The sequence below is a fragment of the Lentimicrobium sp. L6 genome, from assembly GCF_013166655.1.
Lineage (GTDB): Bacteria > Bacteroidota > Bacteroidia > Bacteroidales > UBA12170 > UBA12170.
The window spans coordinates 77,855-101,061 of the sequence record NZ_JABKCA010000006.1; the positions used below are offsets into that span (position 1 = coordinate 77,855).

General features: G+C 36.1%; 9 protein-coding genes. 4 read left to right on the top strand and 5 right to left on the bottom strand.

All coding sequences use genetic code 11. From position 1 onward, the window contains the following. Nucleotides 1-34: 34 nt before the first annotated feature. Nucleotides 35-1,231: an ATP-binding protein gene (locus HNS38_RS02755; RefSeq protein ID WP_172345941.1), complete on the bottom strand. Its 1,197-nt coding sequence runs from the start codon at nt 1,229-1,231 to the stop codon at nt 35-37. Nucleotides 1,232-1,584: 353 nt separating this feature from the next. Between HNS38_RS02755 and HNS38_RS02760 the strand changes: the two genes are divergently transcribed. From HNS38_RS02760 to HNS38_RS02775, 4 genes are all read left to right on the top strand, one after another. Then, a complete protein-coding gene (locus tag HNS38_RS02760; protein WP_172345942.1) occupies nt 1,585-2,370 on the top strand; it encodes an enoyl-CoA hydratase/isomerase family protein in 786 nt (261 codons plus the stop codon). Between the two features lie 50 nt (nt 2,371-2,420). Further along, nucleotides 2,421-3,758 carry a 3-hydroxyacyl-CoA dehydrogenase family protein gene (locus HNS38_RS02765; RefSeq protein ID WP_172345943.1) on the top strand — a complete coding sequence of 446 codons (1,338 nt, stop codon included), beginning with the start codon at nt 2,421-2,423 and terminating at the stop codon, nt 3,756-3,758. A gap of 12 nt (nt 3,759-3,770) precedes the next feature. Next, nucleotides 3,771-5,009, top strand: a complete 1,239-nt coding sequence (locus HNS38_RS02770) for a hypothetical protein (RefSeq protein ID WP_216663622.1) — start codon at nt 3,771-3,773, stop codon at nt 5,007-5,009. Nucleotides 5,010-5,175: 166 nt separating this feature from the next. After that, on the top strand, nt 5,176-7,494 hold the full coding sequence (locus HNS38_RS02775; protein WP_172345945.1) for a transglycosylase domain-containing protein: 2,319 nt from the start codon (nt 5,176-5,178) through the stop codon (nt 7,492-7,494). A 348-nt stretch (nt 7,495-7,842) separates the two neighbouring features. Here HNS38_RS02775 and HNS38_RS02780 read toward each other — a convergent pair whose 3' ends face one another. The 4 genes from HNS38_RS02780 to HNS38_RS02795 all read right to left on the bottom strand — a co-directional run bounded on the left by HNS38_RS02780 (nt 7,843) and on the right by HNS38_RS02795 (nt 23,154). Continuing rightward, complete coding sequence (locus HNS38_RS02780; RefSeq protein WP_172345946.1) at nt 7,843-11,499, bottom strand: PQQ-like beta-propeller repeat protein; 3,657 nt, start codon at nt 11,497-11,499, stop codon at nt 7,843-7,845. Nucleotides 11,500-12,050: 551 nt separating this feature from the next. After that, the gene (locus HNS38_RS02785) at nt 12,051-12,500 is read right to left on the bottom strand and encodes a hypothetical protein (RefSeq protein WP_172279649.1); all 450 of its coding nucleotides are present in this window, start codon (nt 12,498-12,500) and stop codon (nt 12,051-12,053) included. A 2-nt stretch (nt 12,501-12,502) separates the two neighbouring features. Then, nucleotides 12,503-13,486 carry a PKD domain-containing protein gene (locus HNS38_RS02790; protein ID WP_172279651.1) on the bottom strand — a complete coding sequence of 328 codons (984 nt, stop codon included), beginning with the start codon at nt 13,484-13,486 and terminating at the stop codon, nt 12,503-12,505. 236 nt (nt 13,487-13,722) lie between these two features. Continuing rightward, nucleotides 13,723-23,154: an HYR domain-containing protein gene (locus HNS38_RS02795; protein ID WP_216663623.1), complete on the bottom strand. Its 9,432-nt coding sequence runs from the start codon at nt 23,152-23,154 to the stop codon at nt 13,723-13,725. Between the last annotated feature and the right edge of the window lie 53 nt (nt 23,155-23,207).

Sequence of the window (23,207 nt, forward strand, 5' to 3'; positions counted from 1 at the left end):
CTATTTAACTAGACAATTCCCTAGGCTTTTGGGTTTAATACATAAACCCAAAAAGCCAAAGCGGAATTTTATTATGATATCCTACTTCCAAATCATCAGCTGCTATAAAAGAATCGGGTAAATCAGCAATTTGTTCAAAGGTCTTTTTTCGTCCTCCAATTTCAAACACATACCTATTATCAATTTTAAAATCTCCTTCTTTCGCAGATTTCACCACATGAGATTTACACATTTGATTCATAAAAAACGTTTCTCGCATGGTTTCTTTTATAGATACATTACCTGAATGCAATGATGATAAAAGTGAAGTATTATTCATATAGATTTTATCTGGCTTGGTTAAATATCCATCAGACGAACCTACTAAACGGATATTCTTTATCAGATTTGCCCTATCCAAAGCACCTAATAAACGAAGTAATACATCTCGACTCAAACCGGTTTTAGAGCTCAAGGCTGTTATATTTACTTGATAAGGAACATTATCAGCCAAAAGCGCGACAAGCATTTTAAGTTTATATACTGTGGCATACGATATCTTTTCCAAGACTTGTAAATCTCGCTCGATAATAATATTAATCACACTATTTAAGCGCTCATGATATTGCCCTTTTGCTTCCTTAAAAAAAGGATAAATGCCCTCACTCAAATACTCGTTGAACCATGGAATAATAGACTTCCCCTTGGTAATTTCTAAAGATATCTCAGTATGATTTTTTAAGACCTCCTCAAAAGAATACACTTTACCTTCATACTTGCCCGAAAGCATTAAATATTCTCTAAATGACAGTTCATGAAGATTATAAATTGCAGCCCGTCTACTTAAATCAGCTTCTGCTTTATGAATTTGTAAAGCTGAAGAACCAGAAAAAACGATTTTCAGATCATGATAAATATCATGGAGGTTTTTAATGTCCATAGACCAATGAGGATAATGATGAACCTCATCTATAAACAAATGCCTCCCTCCTTTCAAATAGAATTCCTCGGCAAAATCGAACAATCTATTTTTCAGAAAGTAGAAATTATCGAGACTCACATATATCCATGATCTAGATGATTTGGAATGTTTCTTCAAATATTGCAACATTAATGTGGTTTTACCCACGCCTCTGGCACCAGTTAATCCAATCAACCTGTCCTCCCACTCAATTTCATATAACAAATACCTTTCAAAATCACTATTTGTATTTGAAACTATCCTATCCGAAATTCTAATTAATTCATCCATCATTTTTGTATTAAAAACCAAATATACATATTTTGTTGTTTATATACAACGTTTTATGTATTTTAATGTATTTCAAACACAACACATAATACATTTCAGGAATTTGCATAAGCAGCTTTCGTTGTTTAATAACAACACTTTGAGTCCGGTATTAGCTTTTAAATAAAACACTTAACCATCAATCAGCATCTCCCAATTCTTAAACTTTTCTAAAATTCTTGTCCATAAAATTTATTATGCATACATTTGAATTTACAAAAAACAAATGAACTAAATTCACTGAACAACAAGATGTTAATCTGCATTTTTAAGATTATCATTTTTCGTTTTTTAGCTGTTTTAAAACCAAATAGATGACATACGAAATTTTACAAATCAATCAAAAAGATGGAATTGCACTTGTAACCATCAGCCGACCAAAAGCAATGAATGCACTCAATACCCGTTTTTTTGAAGAAATGGATTATGCTGTTTCTCAATTTAAAACTGACGAAAACCTAAGGGCGGTTATCATCACTGGAGAAGGAAAAGCATTTGTAGCTGGAGCAGACATTGCAGAGATGAAAAACAAAACGCCAGAGGAAGGTAGCATATTCGCCACTCGTGGACAAGCTACTTTTTCGAGTTTTGCAGAATTGCATATTCCTGTTATAGCTGCCATTAATGGATTTGCTTTAGGTGGCGGTTTAGAATTGGCCATGGGAGCAGATTTCAGAATTGCGAGTACCAAAGCAAAATTTGGTCAGCCAGAAGTTAATCTTGGTCTTATTCCTGGTTTTGCAGGAACCCAAAGACTCAGTAGGCTTGTAGGACTAGCCGACGCCCTATTTTTACTCACCACAGCCGAAATGATTGGAGCAGAGGATGCTTTAAGAATAGGTTTGGTGCAAAAAGTGGTAGAACCTGAAGCATTAATAGATACTTGTATGCAAATTGCTAAAACCATAGCAGGGAAAGGGCCTCAAGCAGTTTCTAAAGTAAAATCAGTTACTCATAAAGGCTTTGATATGTCTTTAGAGGAGGGTAATAAACTAGAAGCTGAGCAATTTGGAAGCCTATTTGGTAAAGGCTCAGAAGGTACTGAAGGCATGGCTGCATTTTTAGAAAAAAGAAAGCCCAACTGGCAAACTGGATATTAGAGGCTAAATACTAGTTAAATAAAAACATTGAAAGAAAACAAATCAACAATATGACTTACGAAGAAAGATTGCAAAATGTAACAGTTTTAGGAGCTGCCGGAAAAATGGGTAGCGGAATACTACTGTTAACCGCGGTTGAAATGACCAATTTGAGTCTTAAGCCGGAAAACAAAGGAAAAACATTTGTGCTGAATGCCATGGATTTATCTGACGAGGGACTTCATGGCCTCATGAAATATGTAAAATCTCAGGTTTTGAAAATTGCCGAAAAGCAAACAGTATGGCTTCGTTCGGTATATGCTGACAGAGCAGATTTAATAGAAAATGGCGAAATTATTGAGCAATATATCTTTGATGTTCTGAATATGATTCGCCCAACCACCGCTATGGAAGTAGCTTATCGTTCTCATTTGGTTTTTGAGGCCGTTAGTGAAAATCCAGATTTAAAAGTAAAGATATTATCACAAATAGATAGCAACAACCCTAAGAAACCTTGGTTCTTCACCAATACCAGTTCGGTTCCTATCAGCCTAATAGACGAAGGCGCAAAATTAGGAGGACGAGTTTTAGGTTTCCATTTCTACAATCCTCCAGCTATTCAAAAGTTGGTTGAATTAATCACAACCTCTTCTACGCTCCCAGAGATGAAAGAGTTTGCTCTTGCCTATGCCAAAGGATTAAAGAAAATTGTAGTTCCGGCAAATGACATAGCTGGTTTTATTGGCAATGGCCATTTTATGCGCGATGGTCTTCATGGCTTAAGCGAAGTTAAAAACCTATGCGTTAAATATACTTTCCCTGAGGCTGTTTATATCATGAATAAAGTGAGTCAAGATTTCTTAGTTCGCCCCATGGGGATATTTCAGCTGATTGATTATGTAGGAATTGACGTAATGCAATTTATCATGAAAGTGATGAACCCATATATGGAAAATGAAAATCTTCATAGTGATATTATAGACCAATTTATTGAACTTGGAATAAAAGGAGGTCAGATGAGTAGTGGCGCTCAAAAAGATGGCTTCTTGAAATACGAAAAAGGGCAACCTGTAGCCGCTTTTGATCCTCAAACCAAAGAATATGTTTCATTTGAAACTTTCGCTGAAAAATGTGATGCACAAATTGGAGCATTACCCGAAGGTGCCATTCCTTGGAAAAAAGCCGTAAGATTAAAAAATAAAGAAGAAGTATTTGGTAATTTCTTTGGACAAATGAAATCCATGGATTCACTTGGAGCTCAATTGGCTACAAAATACGGCTCTCGTTCCAACGAAATCGGAACTGCTTTAATTAATGATGGTGTGGCAGCAAACAAAGAAGCGGTTAATACTGTAATGCTGACTGGATTTTTCCATGCCTACGGTCCTATCAATGATTTTTTCAATTAAAAAATGAAGACAATGCGTAAAAAAGTATATATGACGGCCGGTTATAATACCATTTCATTAGGTACCGGAAGAAAAGAGTTTAATCCAAAAAAGCCTCGTCCAGGTATAGAAGACTATTTAAAAGAAGCCGGACAAGGCGTTTTAAAACAAATAAAAGGTGGTGCCGATAGTGTAGACGAAAGCATCATGGGAAATTTCATGGCGGCCCGATTCAATAAGCAAGCTAACCTACCTGGATTTTTCCCAATGATTGACAAAGGTTTAGAATATAAACCAGCGACTTCTGTAGAAGGGGCTTGTGGTTCTGGTGGCTTATCGCTTATGGGTGGTATTCGGTCTGTACTGGGCGAAACTGCAGATGTGGTCTTGAGTATGGGCGTTGAAGTTCAAAATACCGTAAAAGCTATTTATGGAGCTGATATTTTAGCTGGTGCGGGTTGGTACAAAGAACGTAAGAAAGGTCATGCCTATTTCTTCCCTGGCCAGTTTAGCGACAGAGCTGGAGCTTATTATGAAAAATACGATAGAGATAGAGCTAGAAAAGGGATGGCCCAATGGTATGCCAATGCCATAGAAAATGCCCGTTTGGATCCTACGGCTCAAGAATTCCACAATACTCATCCTGACCCTTATGCTCAGTCATTAAAAATGGAACCCAATGGAAAAATATTTGTGGATCATTTAAACTTTATGGACTGTTCCAAAGTATCAGATGGTTCAAGTGGAATTATCATTGCATCGGAGGAGGGTTTAAAAAGAATTGGTGTGGATAAGAAAGATGCTGTAGAAGTGATTGCTTTTGCACAAACCATTAGAAATATCACAGAACAACCAGCAGACAGAACAGAGCTTACTGCTATTAAAAAGGCCATTGAGAAAGCTCTAGCAAACGCAAGTATCACAGTGGAACAAGTGGGGACTATTGAACTTCATGACTGTTTCTCAATTGCTGGAATCCTCACCATTGAGGCATTGGGATTAGCAAAACCTGGTGAAGGTTGCGATTATGTTGCTGCTGGAAAAACTAAGAGAGATGGCGAAATGCCAATTAACACAACTGGAGGATTAGTAGGTTGGGGACATCCAACAGGAGCCACAGGTGTACACCAAGCTGTAACCATTTGGCAACAACTCACGGGAAATGCTGGAGATTCTCAAATAGAAATGAAAGCCGATCGTCCTTATGGAATGACCATCAATATGGGTGGTGATGATGTCACAGTTAGTTGCATTATTTATAAGCAGGGATAGGTAAAAAATCACAAAAAAGTAAAAGCAAGAAACTCATTAGTTTCTTGCTTTTTTTATCCTTCCTACAGTTTATGAGTCATATACAAAGCTTTTCAGAGATTATTTAATGAATAGTTTAAAAAATCATAAATAAAATACGATTTTTGGGGATAAATCGTTTATTAGCATGATGCATACCAAAATTAAAAAAGGACTTATTATAAGTGGGGTATCTATACTCAGCTTTATACTCCTATTGGCCCTATTTTTCTCGTTCATCTATATTGGCATTTTTGGCCCATTACCTTCTCAAGAAGAGTTAAAAGATATTCATAAGGAAGAAGCTTCCTTAGTACTCTCCTCCGATGGCAAATTATTAGGTAAATTTTTTGCTGAGAATAGAACTAATATCTCATTTAAAGAAATCCCTCCACACTTATTACAAGCTCTTATTGCAACTGAAGACAAACGTTTTTACGAGCATGAAGGCTATGATGTGAGAAGCTATTTCAGAGTCTTCTTTAAATCTATTCTTTTGGGCGACAAAAGCTCTGGAGGCGGAAGCACTATTACTCAACAATTGGTAAAAAATCTATATGGGAGAAACTACCACAGTTTTCTCTCCATGCCCATCAATAAGGTAAAAGAAGCCATTATTGCAGCCCGAATGGAAGAAGTGTATTCCAAAGAGGAAATTCTACTTTTATACTTAAACTCTGTTCCCTTTGGCGAGGAGGTTTTTGGTATTGAAGCTGCTGCTATTAGATATTTCGACAAACATGCTTTTGAACTAAATATTCAAGAATCAGCAGTACTTGTTGGCGTTTTAAAAGCCAATACTTTTTATAATCCACGATTGAATCCGAATAATGCAACTGGGAGAAGAAATCAAGTGATTCAGTTAATGGCAAAAGAAGAGTTTATTAGTACAGAGGAGTCTGATAGTATCCAGCAAATGGCTTTAGATTTATCTTATGCTAATTATCAAATAGCATCTCCTGCTGCTTACTTCGTAAGACAAGTAAAAAAGAGAGTTACGAGTATTTTGGAGGACATCAAATCACCTAATGGTCAAGCTTATAACCTGGAAAAGGATGGTTTGGTCATACATACATCACTCAATAGTAAAATACAAGAATTTGCAAGTCAGGCCAGTCAAAAGCAACTCAGTAAAATGCAATTGCTCCTTGATAAAGAGTTGAACAGACGAAACTACAGAAGGAATTGGGAGAAAAGCTTACTTCAGGATTATTCAAAAACTGAACTCACAGATCGAAAAAATAGAGAAGTATTTGATTGGGATGGTATTAAAGTAGAAGAAATGAGTTTGGCTGATAGTTTATGGCATTATCATAAGATGCTAAATTCGGCTGTTTTGATTACTGAGCCCTCCACAGCTCGAGTATTATCATGGTTAGGCGGAAATAATTATAGATACCTCCCCTATGATATGATTTTTGCTCAAAGACAAATTGCAAGCACCATTAAGCCATTTATTTATGCTGCTGGTATAGAATCAGGATTATCCTCTTGTGATTATTTGGAGAACGAAGTAAAAGAATACGAAGCATATAAAGGCTGGAAACCGGAGAATTACAATCATCAGCAAACAAAAGATTCCTCAGTGGCCATGTGGTATGCCTTGATCAAATCCATGAACTTACCCACTGTGGATTTGTATTTCAAAACAGGACATGATGCCGTAGCCGATTTATTAAGAAGATTAAATATTCACGTTCCAAAGAACGAAACTCCAGCACTAGCTTTAGGTGCTTTAGATGCATCTCTCTATGAAATGACATTAGCATACGGTACACTTGCCAATGGAGGAAATATACATAAAGATCTATCCATGATTGATAGCATTACAGACGCCAATGGATATTTAATCTATAAAAATCCAATATCAAAACCCTCCACAGCAATTGACGAACAAGTATGTGCGCAAATATCGTCCATCCTCCAAAAAGCTATAAACGAAGGAACCGGCAGACAAATAAGGTATCGTTTTGGAATCAGAAGTGATTTAGCTGGAAAAACTGGAACAGCACAAAATTATAGCAATGCTTGGTTTATGAGTTTCACTCCAAATCTAGTCATTGGGACATGGGTAGGTGCTCGCTCTCCAGAAGTTCATTTTAAGGGTGGATTGGGTAGTGGTTCTGCTTTGGCTTTACCCATCAGCGGTGATATTCTACAAAATATTGAAAAGAACAAAATTCTAAAAAATGAATATCTAAACAGCTTTTCTACCGATACGACTCTGTTATCAATACTTGATTGCCCAGCCTATAAAGAAAAAGGAGTAGATGGGTTCTTCCATCGCCTATTTAATGGAAAAGGTGAGGATAAAAACATAAAAGTGGATAGCGGGAGAACAATTTCCAAAAAAGACAAAAGACAAGCCAAAAAAGACACAAGAAGAAAGAAAAAAGAAGACAAAGAAAAGACCAAAGTTGGAAAGTTTTTTGACCGTTTATTTAAGGGGAAGAAGGGTGATAAATAAAAAGGAACCACTTAAACCAAGGTGACTTTAAATGAAATTCAAATTACTAAGTAATTAGTGTTGTATTAAAAGGGGAATTAAAACCATGCTATTTAATTTTCCATATGCAAGTTGAATTGCTTAATCTTTTATAATCTGATATGAAGCTTTCTTTTTCCCTAGTCCCTAGACCAAAGCCAATCTAATTAATATGATTACTCCACCTCCAATTCTAGCTCCACTGCCAACGGAGGACCATCATTTCCATTGTTAGGAGCTGGTGACACCTAGGAAAAACCATTTGAGAATACTAACATAAACTACAATTCCAATAAGTTTTTTACTCTTTATAAATCTAAATTTTATGATTTATAAAATGATTTTTTTAGTTCTAAGTTTTTCATTCCCTTTGAGCTGGACAAGCATAGCACCACTTATATGATTTAGATTAAAACTTTGTGTTTTTTCATGCGATAGCTCTTTTTCAAAAACAACTCTTCCAGTTAAATCGTAGAACGTAATTTGCTGATAGTCTTCAGACTTGTCCATGCTTACATATACTATTCCGTTTGAAGCATAAACTTGCATATCTTGTGCTTCATTCTCATCTATACCAGTTGCCATCAAATGAAGAATAAATCGCTCTTCTGAATCAGTAATTTCCCAGTCGAAATAATAAATTCCTTTTGTAAGGTCATGGAATTTATCTATCTTAGTATCCTCTAGTTCTACAGAAGCAATATCATGAATTTGATCAAGTCTAATTGAATAATAGCCATTTATATCATTTCTAAATCCAAGAGGAATCATTTCACTTTCTGGTCTAACATCTATAGAGAATTGATTTTCATCTTTAATAGAATAAATCTGAGAAATGCCTTCTACATTTGTAAAAAATTTAATAGCATCATATGTAAAATCGTAACCTGAAACGGTTTGGGGATTGAATTTAATCCATAATTCATCTTCGTAATCACCATTTGATGCCGCGATGACGACACCGTTGCTTATCGTATTTTTTGACTTATAATAGCTTGTTGCATTGCTATGTGTTCTATCACTATTTTCAACAGTAAATGTACCAGAGGAGGCTGGAAGAATAAAGAAGCCTTGCATGGGAGGAATATTGGGGGATCCCGTTCCTATACCATCATTATAACTTTCATATGCTGTTCCGTTATGATAATTTACGGCCCCATAAGTATCATCTAATCCTGTCCAATCAATAGAAGATGGATAGGGATTGCCAATAAGATTTGCCTTGTTATAGAGTCCTCCAGTACCATCAGTTGTTAGAGCTATACTCTGGCTTCCAGAATTAGGTGTTCCAGTAAAAGTGTGTATATCCGATCCACTACCAGTGGACCAAAATCCAAATCCTTTTGCTGGTACTAAACTTACATTGGTTTCGATTATTTCATACCACAATGCATCTTCTTCACTCCAGGTCTGTAAATAGTCACCAATAAACATCCCACTAAAAGCATCAGCAACTGGAGATGAAATATAGTGCCATTGACCATTTGAAATACTTCTTTGTACATGAAAAGTTCCGTTATTTGTTATGGTTCCCTCAGTAATTAGACTCCCCCCTGATTCTACAGTAAGCGTAACGCCAGAATTAACAATCAAATTGTCACTTTCAGCTTGAACCCCACTGGCAATAACCGGAGCTATCCCTACATCTGTAATAGTTACATTATCAGAACTTGTTGGAACAGAATTCCCATACCAGTTAGTGGCTTTACTCCAATCGCTATCCTCTGCTCCCGTCCAAGTATAGGCATCATATAAAACTTCAATAAGAGTTCCATATGCTCCAGATCCATTACTAAAATCAAATTTCTTTGTGTAACTATTATTTACAGGGTTGATCTCAAATAAGACACCTTTTCCATTAACTCCACCACTACCTGTCATCCCAAATAACTTTCCATTAGAAGCTTGAAATAAAGATCCTCTGGGAGACTGCCCCTTAGTGGTACCATCAAAGTCTAGTATTTTTGAAAAAGTATTGAGGCTAGGCTTGTATTCAAATAACACACCTTTATTATCTGTTCCACCATAAAAGGTCATTCCATACAGTTTTCCATTAGAAGCTTGCATTAAGGAGCCTTGAGGAGAACTCCCATTGTCACCATCAAAGTCTAATCTTTTGATATAATCACCAGTGACTGGATCGAATTCAAATAATACACCTAAGTCATCTGTTCCACCATTGGAGGTCATCCCGTACAGCTTTCCATTAGAAGCCTGAATTAAAGAACCCAAGGGATTTGCCCCCTTAATAGAACCATCAAAATCTATTTTTTTACTGAAAGTTGAACTTCCTAAATCATATTCAAATAAGACACCTAAACCATCTGTTCCACCATTGGAGGTCATCCCGTACAACTTATCATTAGAAGCCTGAATTAAAGAGCCTTGAGAATACCGTCCTGTGAGAATATTATCAAAATCTATTTTATTAGTATACACATCGTTTACCGGGTCATATTCAAATAATACACCACCCAAATTTGCTCCACCGGTTTGGTTCATTCCATATAGCATTCCATTAGAAGCTTGTATTAAGGAACCAACGGGACTTCTCCCTTTATCAGTTTCAAAATCTACTTTTATAGTATAGATTCCGTTTGCCTGGTCATATTCAAATAATACACCATAATTACTTGCTCCACCGCCATTAGCCAGCCCATAAAACTTTCCGTTAGAGGCTTGGAGTAAGGCTCCCCAAGAACCATACCCATTATAAGCAAACATAAAGTCTATCTTTTTGGAATAAGTATCGCTATTCAAGTCAAATTCAAACAATACACCCTCATTAATCAACCCTCCAAATTGGGTCATTCCATATAGTTTTCCATTAGAAGCCTGAATTAAAGAACCTAAGGGATTTGCCCCCATACTAGAACCATCAAAATCTATTTTTTTGGTGATTGTTCCGCTTCCTGGATTGTATTCAAACAACACACCCTTAGAAGATATACCTCCTGATTCATTCATACCATAAAGCATTCCATCAGAAGCTTGAATCAAGGAACCATATGGGTTTTGGCCCATATTAGTACCATCAAATTCTATTTTCTTTATAAAACTGTTATCCGAAGGATCGTATTCAAATAGTACACCTTTACTATTCGTACCCCCTAATTGAGTCATCCCATAAAGCTGACCATTAGAAGCCAAGAATAAAGAGCCTGTGGGATACTTCCCGTTGTTGGTATTATCAAAATCTATTTTCTTTGTAAAACTGTTATCTGAGGGATCATATTCAAATAGTACACCTATATTATTCGTACCCCCTAATTTGGTCATCCCATATAGCTTATTATTAGTTGCCTCGACTAAGGATCCGTAGGGCATACTCCCTTTGCTAGTACCATCAAACTCTATTTTCTTCGAAAAACTGTTATCTGAAGGATCATATTCAAATAGTACACCTTTACTATTCGTACCCCCTAATCGAGTCATCCCATATAGCTTTCCATTATCGGCTTGTAGTAAGCTACCATGAGGTGAGCCGCCCTTGTTTACATTATCAAAATCTATTTTCTTGACAAAAATATCGATTGTAGGGTCGTATTCAAATATGATACCCTGATTAAATGTCCCTCCAATTTCGGTCATCCCATATAATTTTCCATTAGATGCTTCGATTAAAGACCCAGTCATTTTGCCCCCTTTGGATGTTATATCAAAGTGTATTTTTTCGGTATAACTTCCATTGCTTGGGTCATACTCAAATAATACACCCACACCATTTACTCCTCCATTTTGGGTCACCCCATATAGTTTTCCATTGGATGCTTCGCATAGTTCTGAATAGCTGGGGTTTGTCCCATCATACCTTTCAAAACTAAAAGAAAGAGAATGGTTTTCCCCGTTAACATCTGTTTTGAAAATTGTACCACTATTACCGTCGCCACCTGCGGAAGTAAGTCCCCAGAGTTCTGGAACTTGTGCTTTAAGCTTGGGTATAAAAAGAATTATAATGGTAATTATAAAAAGTAGGATTTTATTCATTTGATTGTTTTAGCGTTAATTTAATTGTTAAGATCTCATATAGCAGATACCTATCATATGATTTATAAGAGATACAAGAATATTGGTCATTACAAAGGTAGCGTTAATACCTCCCAAAAATACTTACAAATATCTTAGAAAACAACTGTAATGCAGGTCAATACAAGACTACAGACATATTTTATTCGAATCCCTTTATTAATAGGTATTACAATGCCTATTAATTTTGAAAAACTTATATGTTAATTATTTAACACTAAAAATTGAAATTAAAATTATCTTTTAGAAATAATATTATTCTTCAATAATTAGAATCAAATAAGTAATTAAATACCAATCTTTAGTCTATTGCTGAATGAGATGGCTCAATAAGACTTTTTAATAAAGAATTTGATTGTTGAACTGATAAGATTTTAATTAGAAAAAAGAAGACAAAGAAAAAAACCAAAGTTGGAAAGTTTTTTGACCGTTTATTAAAAGGGGAAGAAGGATGATAAATAAAAAGCAGAATTTATTATTAAATTCTGCTTTTTATCATCAATTCTAATTTTCTAGAATACATCCTTATGGGGAAGGTTAATAATATTAATAGTTGCATTCACTATAGAATCAGGATTATTATAATACCTTAACTGCATCTCTAAATCTATGATTTCATAAACATCGGTTCTTGCGCTTTTTTTCATAAAACCACTGGAGGTTCCACCAAAAAATGTTTCAAAGCCTCTAAATTTTAAATAAAATCCAATATAAGATCCTTGCGGGTCGGGAATAATGGACCCCGATTGTTGAAAAAGATTATATATATCTGGTTCTGAGGACAAATTCAAAATAATATCTTGGCTTGAAAATTGCGAATAATAATCGGTCAGGCTAAGCTTCAACCATTCTGTTTGATTTACTTGAGCCCAGGTGAAATAGTTAGACAAAGCATTTCCTTCCCCTAATCCAAACTCATAAACTTCGCCATTCATGATTAGCTTTCCTACGGGTCTTAGCATAGTTAGCTCAATAGTTTCTGTGTGTGTGTATCTTCATTTCCTTGAGCATCAAAAACGTGTAAAGTGACATCAAAACTCATGTTAGTATACAAATTATACAAGCCATATAAGTTTTCTGGGTTTTCCGCCTCTGAAGTATTACCATCATCAAAATCCCAATAATAACTCACCACATCACCAGTGGATTGATTCTCGAACTTCACTCTGCAAGTATCTAAATACATATCAGGATAACCAGGTGTGATAAAAGATGATTGTGTTCCATATACAAAATGAGCATTTATATTAGGGCCACCACCGCCTGAGCCGCCACCTGAACCACCGCCTGAGCCACCGCCACCGCCATAAGGCCATGTGGATATGCTTTGAGAATATTGATCTAAACCCGATTGAAAATTACTCACCTGACTAATTTTAAATGAACCAGAGGTAAAAGTAATATAATCCCCTACTCCACCTTGATCACTCATGATGATGGTTCCTTTAAAACTACCTTCAATATTCTGTTCATCTATCTTAGTGATGGTCACAGTTGGTACCTCATATTTATCAATACTCTCATCCTCCTCAAACTCCGGGTAGCTTTGATACCAATCATAAGAATCGGCAGTTTCCTGATATACAAGCATATCTACAATTCCGGCATAAGCTAAACCATTATCATACTCAGTCCCCATTTTATAAGTCCCTAGAGCGTATGGAACTGTAAAAGCAATACCTTCTTGGGTATACATATGGCCTATTCTAATTCGCTTGATATTCTCTCCAATGCTTTCTATGTACTCGGTGCTCATTTCTGCACCGAAGTATTCTCCTTCATATTCGTATGTAGTTCCATCTAAATCTATTGCTGTAATTCTATTATTGGAGCTTTCTTCTATCTCTACCTGAGTATTATCAAGAATTTCATCTTCTGATTCTGGTGAACAGGCGAACATAATTCCTATTAAAAACACTACTTTAATGATCCAATAAAAAGTTTTCATTTGCTTATTTATTTTCATTTCTAAATCAATTTATTGTTTGTGAAACAAAAAAAATAAAACCCCTAAATAAAGCCAAGTATTTTCCTGTTATCATTTTGTTAATCAAGTATTGTATTACCTGATCAGCCCCATCTATTTTTTCCATGTTAAAAAAGAGAAAGTTGTCTAATATTTAGATATATATCAAAAAAAAGGCAACCAAATGGCTGCCTTTTCAAATGATATTTGATTATAAGTTATTGAACCACCACACGTTTAACACTATGCTGTTCTCCTTGCTGGACCATTATCATATAAACCCCTCTTTCATACTTTTCTAAGTCGAAGTCTATTTTAATAATCGTTGCAGAATTATCAACAATCTTACGTTCTATTACTCTACGTCCACGGAAGTCATAAATTTGAATATTAACTTCATCCTCTGCTCCAATGAGCTCAAGAATAAATTTACCATCAGTTGGGTTTGGGTAAAGTCCGATATTCATTTCTGAATTACTCACTCCACATTCTTTAAATTCTAATTCAATAGATTTCTCATTCCTACAACCATACTCATCGAAAACACTAACAGTGTATTCAACTTGTCCAGCCATATGAGCTTGAACTTCATTAAAAGGACCATCTTCTAGTTCCATATTCCACTGATAACTTACTGCACCTGGAGCATAAGCCTCGAGTATAACTTCTTGGTTAACACAATAGGCTTCTTGCTCATTCTCCACATCGATACTCACATCTGGAAGACCTTTGAAGTCAACAACAACTGTATCGGCTGTAGAACAGGCATCTTCTCTAATCACCAAACAAGTGAACTCTTTCTCACCAGCTTCTTCCTCACTAACGATGATACTACGACCTACCTGACCACTACTCCAGTTATAACTCATACCATCCTCTACAATTGCTGTAAGCTCAATTTCAGAACCCACACATGCTGGATTACCATCATTAACTTCGAATGCTATATCAAACTGATTCATATCGCCAATAGAAACTGGGTTAAATTCGTAATCGATACTACAAACAGAGCCATTAGAAACAACCACATTATAATTCCCAGGGAATAAACCTTCAAAGACTGGACTTGCTTGGAATGTGATTCCATTATCAATAGAATATTCCATGAATTCAGCACCTTTATCTGCTACCACTTCAATTCTACCAAATACTCCAGTACAATTTACATCTGACTTATAAACTTGAGCTATATGCATTTCGGAAGGCTCTGCTATCACTATATTGTGATTATCGTAACTAGCAGAACAACCATTGGCATTTTTAACTTTAATATAATATTCATCTGCTGCTAAGTCTTCAAATACCGGACTTGGTTGATATGTTACACCATTATCGATAGAGAACGAAACAGCATCCTCAGACTCAACAACTATTCGTCCATCATCAGAACCATAACAGCTTAAATTAAATGATGTTACCATCTCTATTTCTAGGGGTTCAGGAGCTGTAATCACTATAGGATTCAATTCATGTTCTTTTATACATCCTATTTCATCCATCACTAAGACTTCATAACTACCTGCGGATAATTCATCAAATTCTGCATATTGATTCCAAGTATCTCCACCATCAATAGAATATTCAAATTCTCCAACACCACCACTAACAGCGACTTTGATAGAACCATCATTTCCATCATAACAATTAGTGACATTTTGAATGCTTGCTGACAATAAGATTTCTTCAGCTTGCTCTATTTGAATTGGAGCATCATCACTAGCAATACATCCATTGGCATCTTTAGCAAATATCTCATATTCACCAGCAGGAAGGTTTTCAAAGATTCCATCACTTTCAAAATAAGAGTCACCCCCGTCAATTGAATAGAGAATTTCACCTGTTCCACCAGTAGTTGTAATATGAATTTCACCATCTGTATGTCCATAACAACCTAAATACTTATTAGGACTACTAGCAAACACCTTAAGCTCATCAGGTTGTGTAATACTAACAGTTTCCTGATACTCGAATTCACAATTATATGAGTCTCTTAATATTACTTGATAATCACCTGCTGGTAGCTCTGTATAATCAGATTGATATGGCGCCCAGGTAAGCCCACCATCAATAGATATACTCAATTCACCATGTCCACCAAATGCTTGAATATGTAGTTCTCCACTTATGTCTCCAAAACATCCTTCAACATTGGTCTGGCTCACATATAATTGTAGTTCATCATATGCTTCAACAACTACAGGGTTTTCTGGACAATAAACCTCACACCCATTTTCATCTTTAACTTTAACAATGTAGGTTTCAGCCATAAGGTCAATAAAGGTTGGACTAGTTTGATATGTTTGACCATTATCAATAGAGTAATATAGTTGTCCTGTTCCACCCAATGCAGCTACCTGAATGGAGCCTAGCTGATTATCACAAGCTTCATCTAATTTCTCTAATCCTAAGATTAAGATTTCATCAGGTTCTGATATAACAACAGGTGTTTCATATACTGTGACGCATCCATTTTCATCTTGAACTGCCACTATATATTCTCCATCGACTACTTCATTAAAGTTAGGTGCATTTTGGTAAGTGGTTCCACCATCAATGCTATAACTATACATTCCTGTACCACCCTCTGATAGAATAGTAATACTTCCAAATCCGCCAAAACAAATTGGATTGATTGATTCAATATTACTAATTACTAATTCTATTGGCTCTGTAATTACTATAGGGTTATTCTCGTAAGGCATAACACAATTATTACCATCCATTACCCAAACTTCATATACGCCAGCACCTAAGTTCTCAAATACAGGATTTGAAGACCAATTGCCACCAGCTTGAATTAAATAAGAATAATTACCAGCTCCACCATAAGCATTTATTGTAATAGATGCATTTGCATCCCCATTGCAGCTTTCAACATGAGTATTAAAAACAGACATATTAATCTTACTTGGCTGTTGAATATATACTGGGTTCTGAGAATAATAATATTCACAACCACTTTCATCTTTTAATATCAACTCATAAGAGCCAGAGGAGACACCTTCAAAAATCCCACCATTTTGCTCATAGCTTTCACCACCATTGATAGAATAAGAAATCGTACCAATCCCTCCTTGGGCTAACATTTGAATACTACCATTACTTTGTCCATAACAACCTGTTACGTTACTTGTTGTCACATCCGTAATCATTAGTACTTCTGGATCTGAAATTACTATTTCTTGCTCATAATCAATTCTGCAACCATGACCATCTTTTACTTTAACATCATATATACCAGCGGTAAGGTTATTGAATATACCGTTATTACTAAAGTAATTTAAACCCCCATCTATTGAATACCGAATCATATTACTTCCGCCAATTGCTGATATATGTATAGATCCCGAAGCAGAACCAGTACAGCCAAATACATTAGAATGTGATACCCCGGTGATTAATAACTCTTCTGGCTGAGTTAAAGTTATAGTTTCATTCCAAACAGTAATACATGAATTGGTATCAATAACTAGTATATCATATTCTCCAGCTGGAAGATCCTCTATTACATTATTCACATGATATGATACACCACCATCCACAGAATATAGATATCTTGGAGTCCCTCCATGAGTATAAATCTCAATAATACCATTTTCATCACCAAAACAAGTCGTGATATTGGTTGGAATGACCGCATCGATAGTTAATGGCTCATCAGGTTGAGTGATGGTATAAACTTCTGAAACCATTTCACATCCATTAATATCAGTTACTGTAAGAACATAATCACCAATTAACAACTGGTTAATATTTTTAGTATCCGCAGTAAATCCATTAGGACCTGCCCATACATATTGATATGGAGGAGTTCCACCACTTACATTTGTTTTAATTTTACCGGTGGCATCTCCATAACAGAATACTGGTTTTAACTGCATCAATGTAATAGTTAATAGAGGAGGCTCAACAATAATAATAGGCTCGTTCCATTCAGCAATACAATCGTGAGCATCTTTTACAATGAGATTGTATTCACCTGCTGTTAGGTCATCGAAACCGTACTGAGGCTGCCAATCTATACCACCATTGATAGAGAACTGATAAGGTTTAGTTCCACCGAAAGCATAAGCATAAATACTACCTGTTGCTTCACCGTAACATCCTTCCACATCTTCTTTAATGATATCATTGATATATAGTAAATCTGGTTCAGTAATCGTTATGTATTCAGACCAGATTGTCATACAATCATTAGTATTCTTCACATAGACTGCATAATTCCCAGGAGCAATTCCAGTAAAATATCCAGAGGTATTAGTAAAGTCAATGCCATCGATACTGTAGAACAAGCCAGAAGGAGCTCCATCTGTTGCAACAGTTATTGTTCCATCAGCAGTACCAAAACACATCACATTAGTAGAAGTCACATCAAGTATTGTGAAAGCTTCTAAGTCGATTACTTCAAGTTCGAAGTTACAAGAAGTCTCATTTCCGTTAACATCAACCACTGTAAACTCAATATTATGAAGACCAGCTGTTTCTTGAGTATATATAGTTCCTGGAGCTGGAATCTGAGTAATACTACCCACTCCACAAGCCTCAATTATACTTAACTCAAAAGAATAATCAGGAAGCAATACTTTACAACCTACACCAATATATAAGTCTTGGTTTTCAGGACAAGTAATAACAGGTGCAGTTACATCATATACTGTTACAATGGCATTTACACTTGTTACATTTCCACTTGCATCTGTTCCAATTAAGGCTACTGTATTGTCACCAACATGACTACAATCGAACTCGCTTTGTCCAAGGCTTAATTCAAAAGTACAATTATCATAAGAACCATTATCAATATCCATTGGAGTTATGCTTGCAAAACCTGTTTCATCAAGGTCAATACTAATGTTTTGAGTAATAACCACAGGTGTAATATTATCTTCAACTGTAACTATTGATTCACATGTTGAAACATTATTATGAATATCTATTACTGTTAAAATCACTGTATTATCACCAACATGAGTACAATCAAAATCAGACTGAGATATTGCTAGACTTGCAATTCCACAAGCATCATTAGAACCATTATCTAGTTCCTCTGGGATAATAGAAGCTAAACCATTCTCATCTAATTCAATTACTATATTCTGACATATGGCTTCAGGAGCTATGTTATCTTCTATAGTCACTATGGATTCACATGTGGTAAAGTTTCCATTAACATCAGTTACTGTAAGTGTAACTGTATTTGGCCCAACATGACTACAATCGAAATCACTTTGAGAAATTGATAAGCTAGCAATACCACAAGCATCATTAGAACCATTATCTATTTGTTCTGGGGTGATACTAGCTAAGCCATCAACATCTAGTTGAACTGTGATATTTTGACAAATTGCGATTGGTGCTACTAAGTCTTCCACTGTTACGGTGGCTTCAACAGTAGTCACATTCGCATTATTATCAGTTACAGTAAGAACTACAGTGTTTGGTCCAATATGACTACAGTCAAATGCATTTGGAAGAACTGATAAACTAGCAATTCCACAGGCATCGTTAGAACCATTATCTATTTGTTCTGGAGTAATACTCAAATTTCCACTGGCATCAAGCTGAATAGTGATATCTTGACTGATAGCAATAGGAGCAATATTATCTTCAACAATTACTGCTGATTCACATGTTGAAATATTTCCGTTAACATCAGTTACGGTGAGTGTGATGGTATTAGAACCTACATGAGAACAATCGAAATCATATTGCGATAAAGAAAGACTTGCAATTCCACAAGCATCATTTGAACCATTATCTATTTGCTCATTTGTGATACTTCCATTACCAAATTCATCAAGTTGAACTGTTAGCCCTTGACATAAAGCTTCAGGGGCCACATTATCTTCAACATTTACCGTAGCATCACATGTAGATACATTACCATTATTATCAGTTACAGTCAATGTGACCATATTAGCTCCTACATGACTACAATCGAATGTATTTGGAAGAACTGTCATGCTTGCAATACCACAAGCGTCATTTGAACCATTATCAACCTGATTGGCAACTATACTAACTTGTCCGTTTACATCCAACTGAACAGTGATGTCTTGACAAATAGCTATTGGAGCTACTAAATCTTCAACAGTTACAATGGCTTCAATTGTTGAAACATTTGAATTATTATCAGTTACTGTAAGAACTACCGTATTATCTCCAATATGACTACAATCAAATGCATTTGGAAGAACTGATAAACTAGCTATCCCACAAGCATCGTTAGAACCATTATCTATTTGTTCTGGAGTAATACCCATATTTCCACTGGCATCAAGTTGAATAGTAATATTCTGACTTATTGCTATAGGAGCAATTAAATCCTGAACAGTTACTGTTGACTCACATGTTGAAATATTTCCGTTGTTATCAATTACTGTTAACGTTATCGTATTTGCTCCAACATGGCTACAATCAAAGTCTGTTTGGTTAATACTAATACTAGCAATACCACTGGCATCATTTGAACCATTATCAACTTGTTCTGCTGTTATACTTGTGTTTCCTAAATCATCTAACTGAATGACTATGTCTTGACAAATCGCATTCGGAGGTGTTATATCCTGAATAGTAACTATTGCTTCACAAGTGCTAATATTACCATTAACATCAGTTACTGTAAGCGTAATGGTATTATCACCAACATTTGCTGGAGTAAATACATTAGGACTGGCAACTAAACTAGCAATATCACAGGCATCATTTGAACCATTATCAATATCACTTCCTGTTATTGAAGCATTACCTAATGCATCTAGAGGAATAGTAATATCTTGACAAATAGCTACTGGTGGTGTGATGTCTTCAACCGTAACTTGTGCTTGACAAGAACTTACATTTCCATTTACATCTTCTACTGTAAGAGTTACTGTATTCCCTCCAACATTAGAACAGTCAAATGTATTTGGAGAAACATCTAAACTAGCTATTCCACAAGCATCATTTGAGCCATTATCAACCTGAGCTGCTGTAATACTTGTATTTCCTGTAGCATCTAATTGAATAGTGATATCTTGACAAATAGCTATTGGTGCCACTTCATCTATAATTGTTACTATCGCAGATTCTGTATTCTGGTTTCCATTAACATCAGTTACAAGTAACTCTACTGTATTAGGTCCAACATTTGAACAATCGAAATCGAATGGTGTTACTTGCATATTTGCAATTCCACAGGCATCATTTGAACCATTATCAACATCTGCAGGAATAATTGAAGCTAAACCTAAATCATCAAGTGATACTGTTATATCCTTTGTAATGGCTATAGGATTCACATTATCTTCAACTGTTACTTGAGCAGTAGTGCTTGTTGCATTACCACTTGGGTCAGTTCCTGTTAATGTGATTGTATGTACTCCTACTTCACTACAAACAAAGTCAGATTGACTGATTGTCAAGGCAGCAGAACAATTATCATAACTTCCATTGTCAATATCCGAAGGTGTAATACTTACCGTTCCCATATCATCTAATTGAACAGTGATATCTTTAGATAACATAACAGGAGAAATATTATCTTCCACTGTTACTTGAGCAATACAAGTAGCTGTTAAGCCTGCATTATCCTTAACGAGGAGGGTAACATTATTAATTCCCGTATTTGAACAATCAAATGAGTTTGGAATAGCTTCTAAACTAGCTACCATTCCGTTATCATAAGAACCATTGTCAATATCAGAGCCAACAATACTTGCTTGCCCGGCATTATCTAATTGAATAGTGATGTCTTGACAAATAGCAGTAGGAGGTGTTAAGTCAGCAATAGTCACTATAGAAGTACAAGTCGATGTATTTCCAGCCGCATCTGTTAATGTTAGAATTACAGTATTTTCACCTAAATCAACAACAGTAAATGCATTTGGAGAAACATCCATGCTTACAATTCCACAGTTATCTGTGCTGCCATTATTCACATCTGCACCAACTATACTTGCTGTTCCTGTCATACCATCAAGGTTCACTGTAATATCTTGACAACTTGCAATTGGAGCTTCATCATCAGTAATGATAACATCCTGATTATCAGTACTAATATTACCATGGATATCTTCTACAGTCCAGGTGATGGTGGTTGTTCCTACATTATAGAAGCCACTAGCATCGGAGGTTCCATTGAAGTTATTTGTAATACTCGCTACTGAACAGTTATCTGCTGTTGTTGGGGCTACTACTGTTACCGCTGCGCCACATAATCCTGCATCGGCTGTTTGTGTTTGGGCTGCTGCAGCTGTGATACTTGGGTTCTCAGTATCTGTAATAACGATATCTTGAGTACAAGTTGCTGCATTGCCATGGATATCTTCTACTGTCCATAAGATAGTTGTTGTTCCTACTGGATAAGTATCTGTGGCATCGGCTGTATTATTATAGTCATTAGTGATACTAGCTACGCCTGTATTATCTGAAGTTGTTGGAGCAATTACTGCTACGGACGCATCACAGCTATTTAAATCTGCTGTTTGTGTCATTGCGCCTTCACATGCTATACTTGGAGATTCATCATCTGTGATGACTATTTCTTGAGTACAAGTATTGGTATTACCACTTTGGTCTGTTACCGTCCAAGTGATAGTTGTTGTTCCTACTGGATAAGTATCTGTTGCTTCGGCTGTATTATTGAAATCATTTGTGATACTTGATACGGTACAATTATCTCCTGTTACTGGTGCTACTACTGTTACTAAAGCATTGGCTTGTCCTGCATCTGCGGTTTGGCTTATTGCTGCTCCACAAGTAATACTTGGGTCAATAACATCCTCTACTGTGACATCGGCAGTAATTGTTGATACATTATTACTGGCATCTGTTCCGGTTAAGGTAATTGTATTTAAGCCTAGGTCTGTACAAGCAAAGTCTGTTTGACTTGCTGTTAAGGTGAAATCACAGTTATCATAACTTCCATTATCAATATTGGCGGCTGTAATACTGGCTGCTCCTGAGGCATCTAATTGAATAGTTACATTCTGTGAGGCCATTACTGGGGCAATATTGTCTTCTACTGTTACTATAGACTCACATGTTGTGGTTAAACCTGCATCATCAGTTACTGTTAGCGTTACTGTGTTCACTCCTACATTTGTACAATCGAATGTGTTTGGATTGGCATCTAAAGAAACCACTACGCCATTATCGTATGAACCATTGTCAATATCGGTTCCTACTATGCTTGCTGTTCCAGTTGCATCTAGTTCTACTGTAATGTCTTGACATACTGCTACTGGAGGCGTTAAATCAGTTACTGTTACCGTCGCTGTACAAGTGCTGATATGACCTGCCGCATCTTCTATACTTAAGGTCACTGTATTAGCGCCCAAGTTAGCGGAGGTAAACGCATTTGGTGTCACACTCATAGTGGTGATTCCACAGTTATCGGTACTTCCATTGTCAATATCGGTGGCCGCGATACTCGCTGCTCCTGTTCCTGGATCTAGATTTACTGTAAAGTCTTGACAGCTTGCTATCGGTGATTCATCATCTGTTACTGTTATATCTTGGGTATCTGTACTGATATTTCCATGGATATCTTCTACAGTCCAGATAATAGTAGTTGTTCCTACATTATAGAAACCACTGGCATCGGAGGTTCCATTGATATCATTGGTAATAGTCGCTACTGCACAGTTATCTGCTGTTGATGGTGCCACTACTGTTACCGCTGCGCCACATAATCCTGCATCGGCTGTTTGTGTTTGGGCTG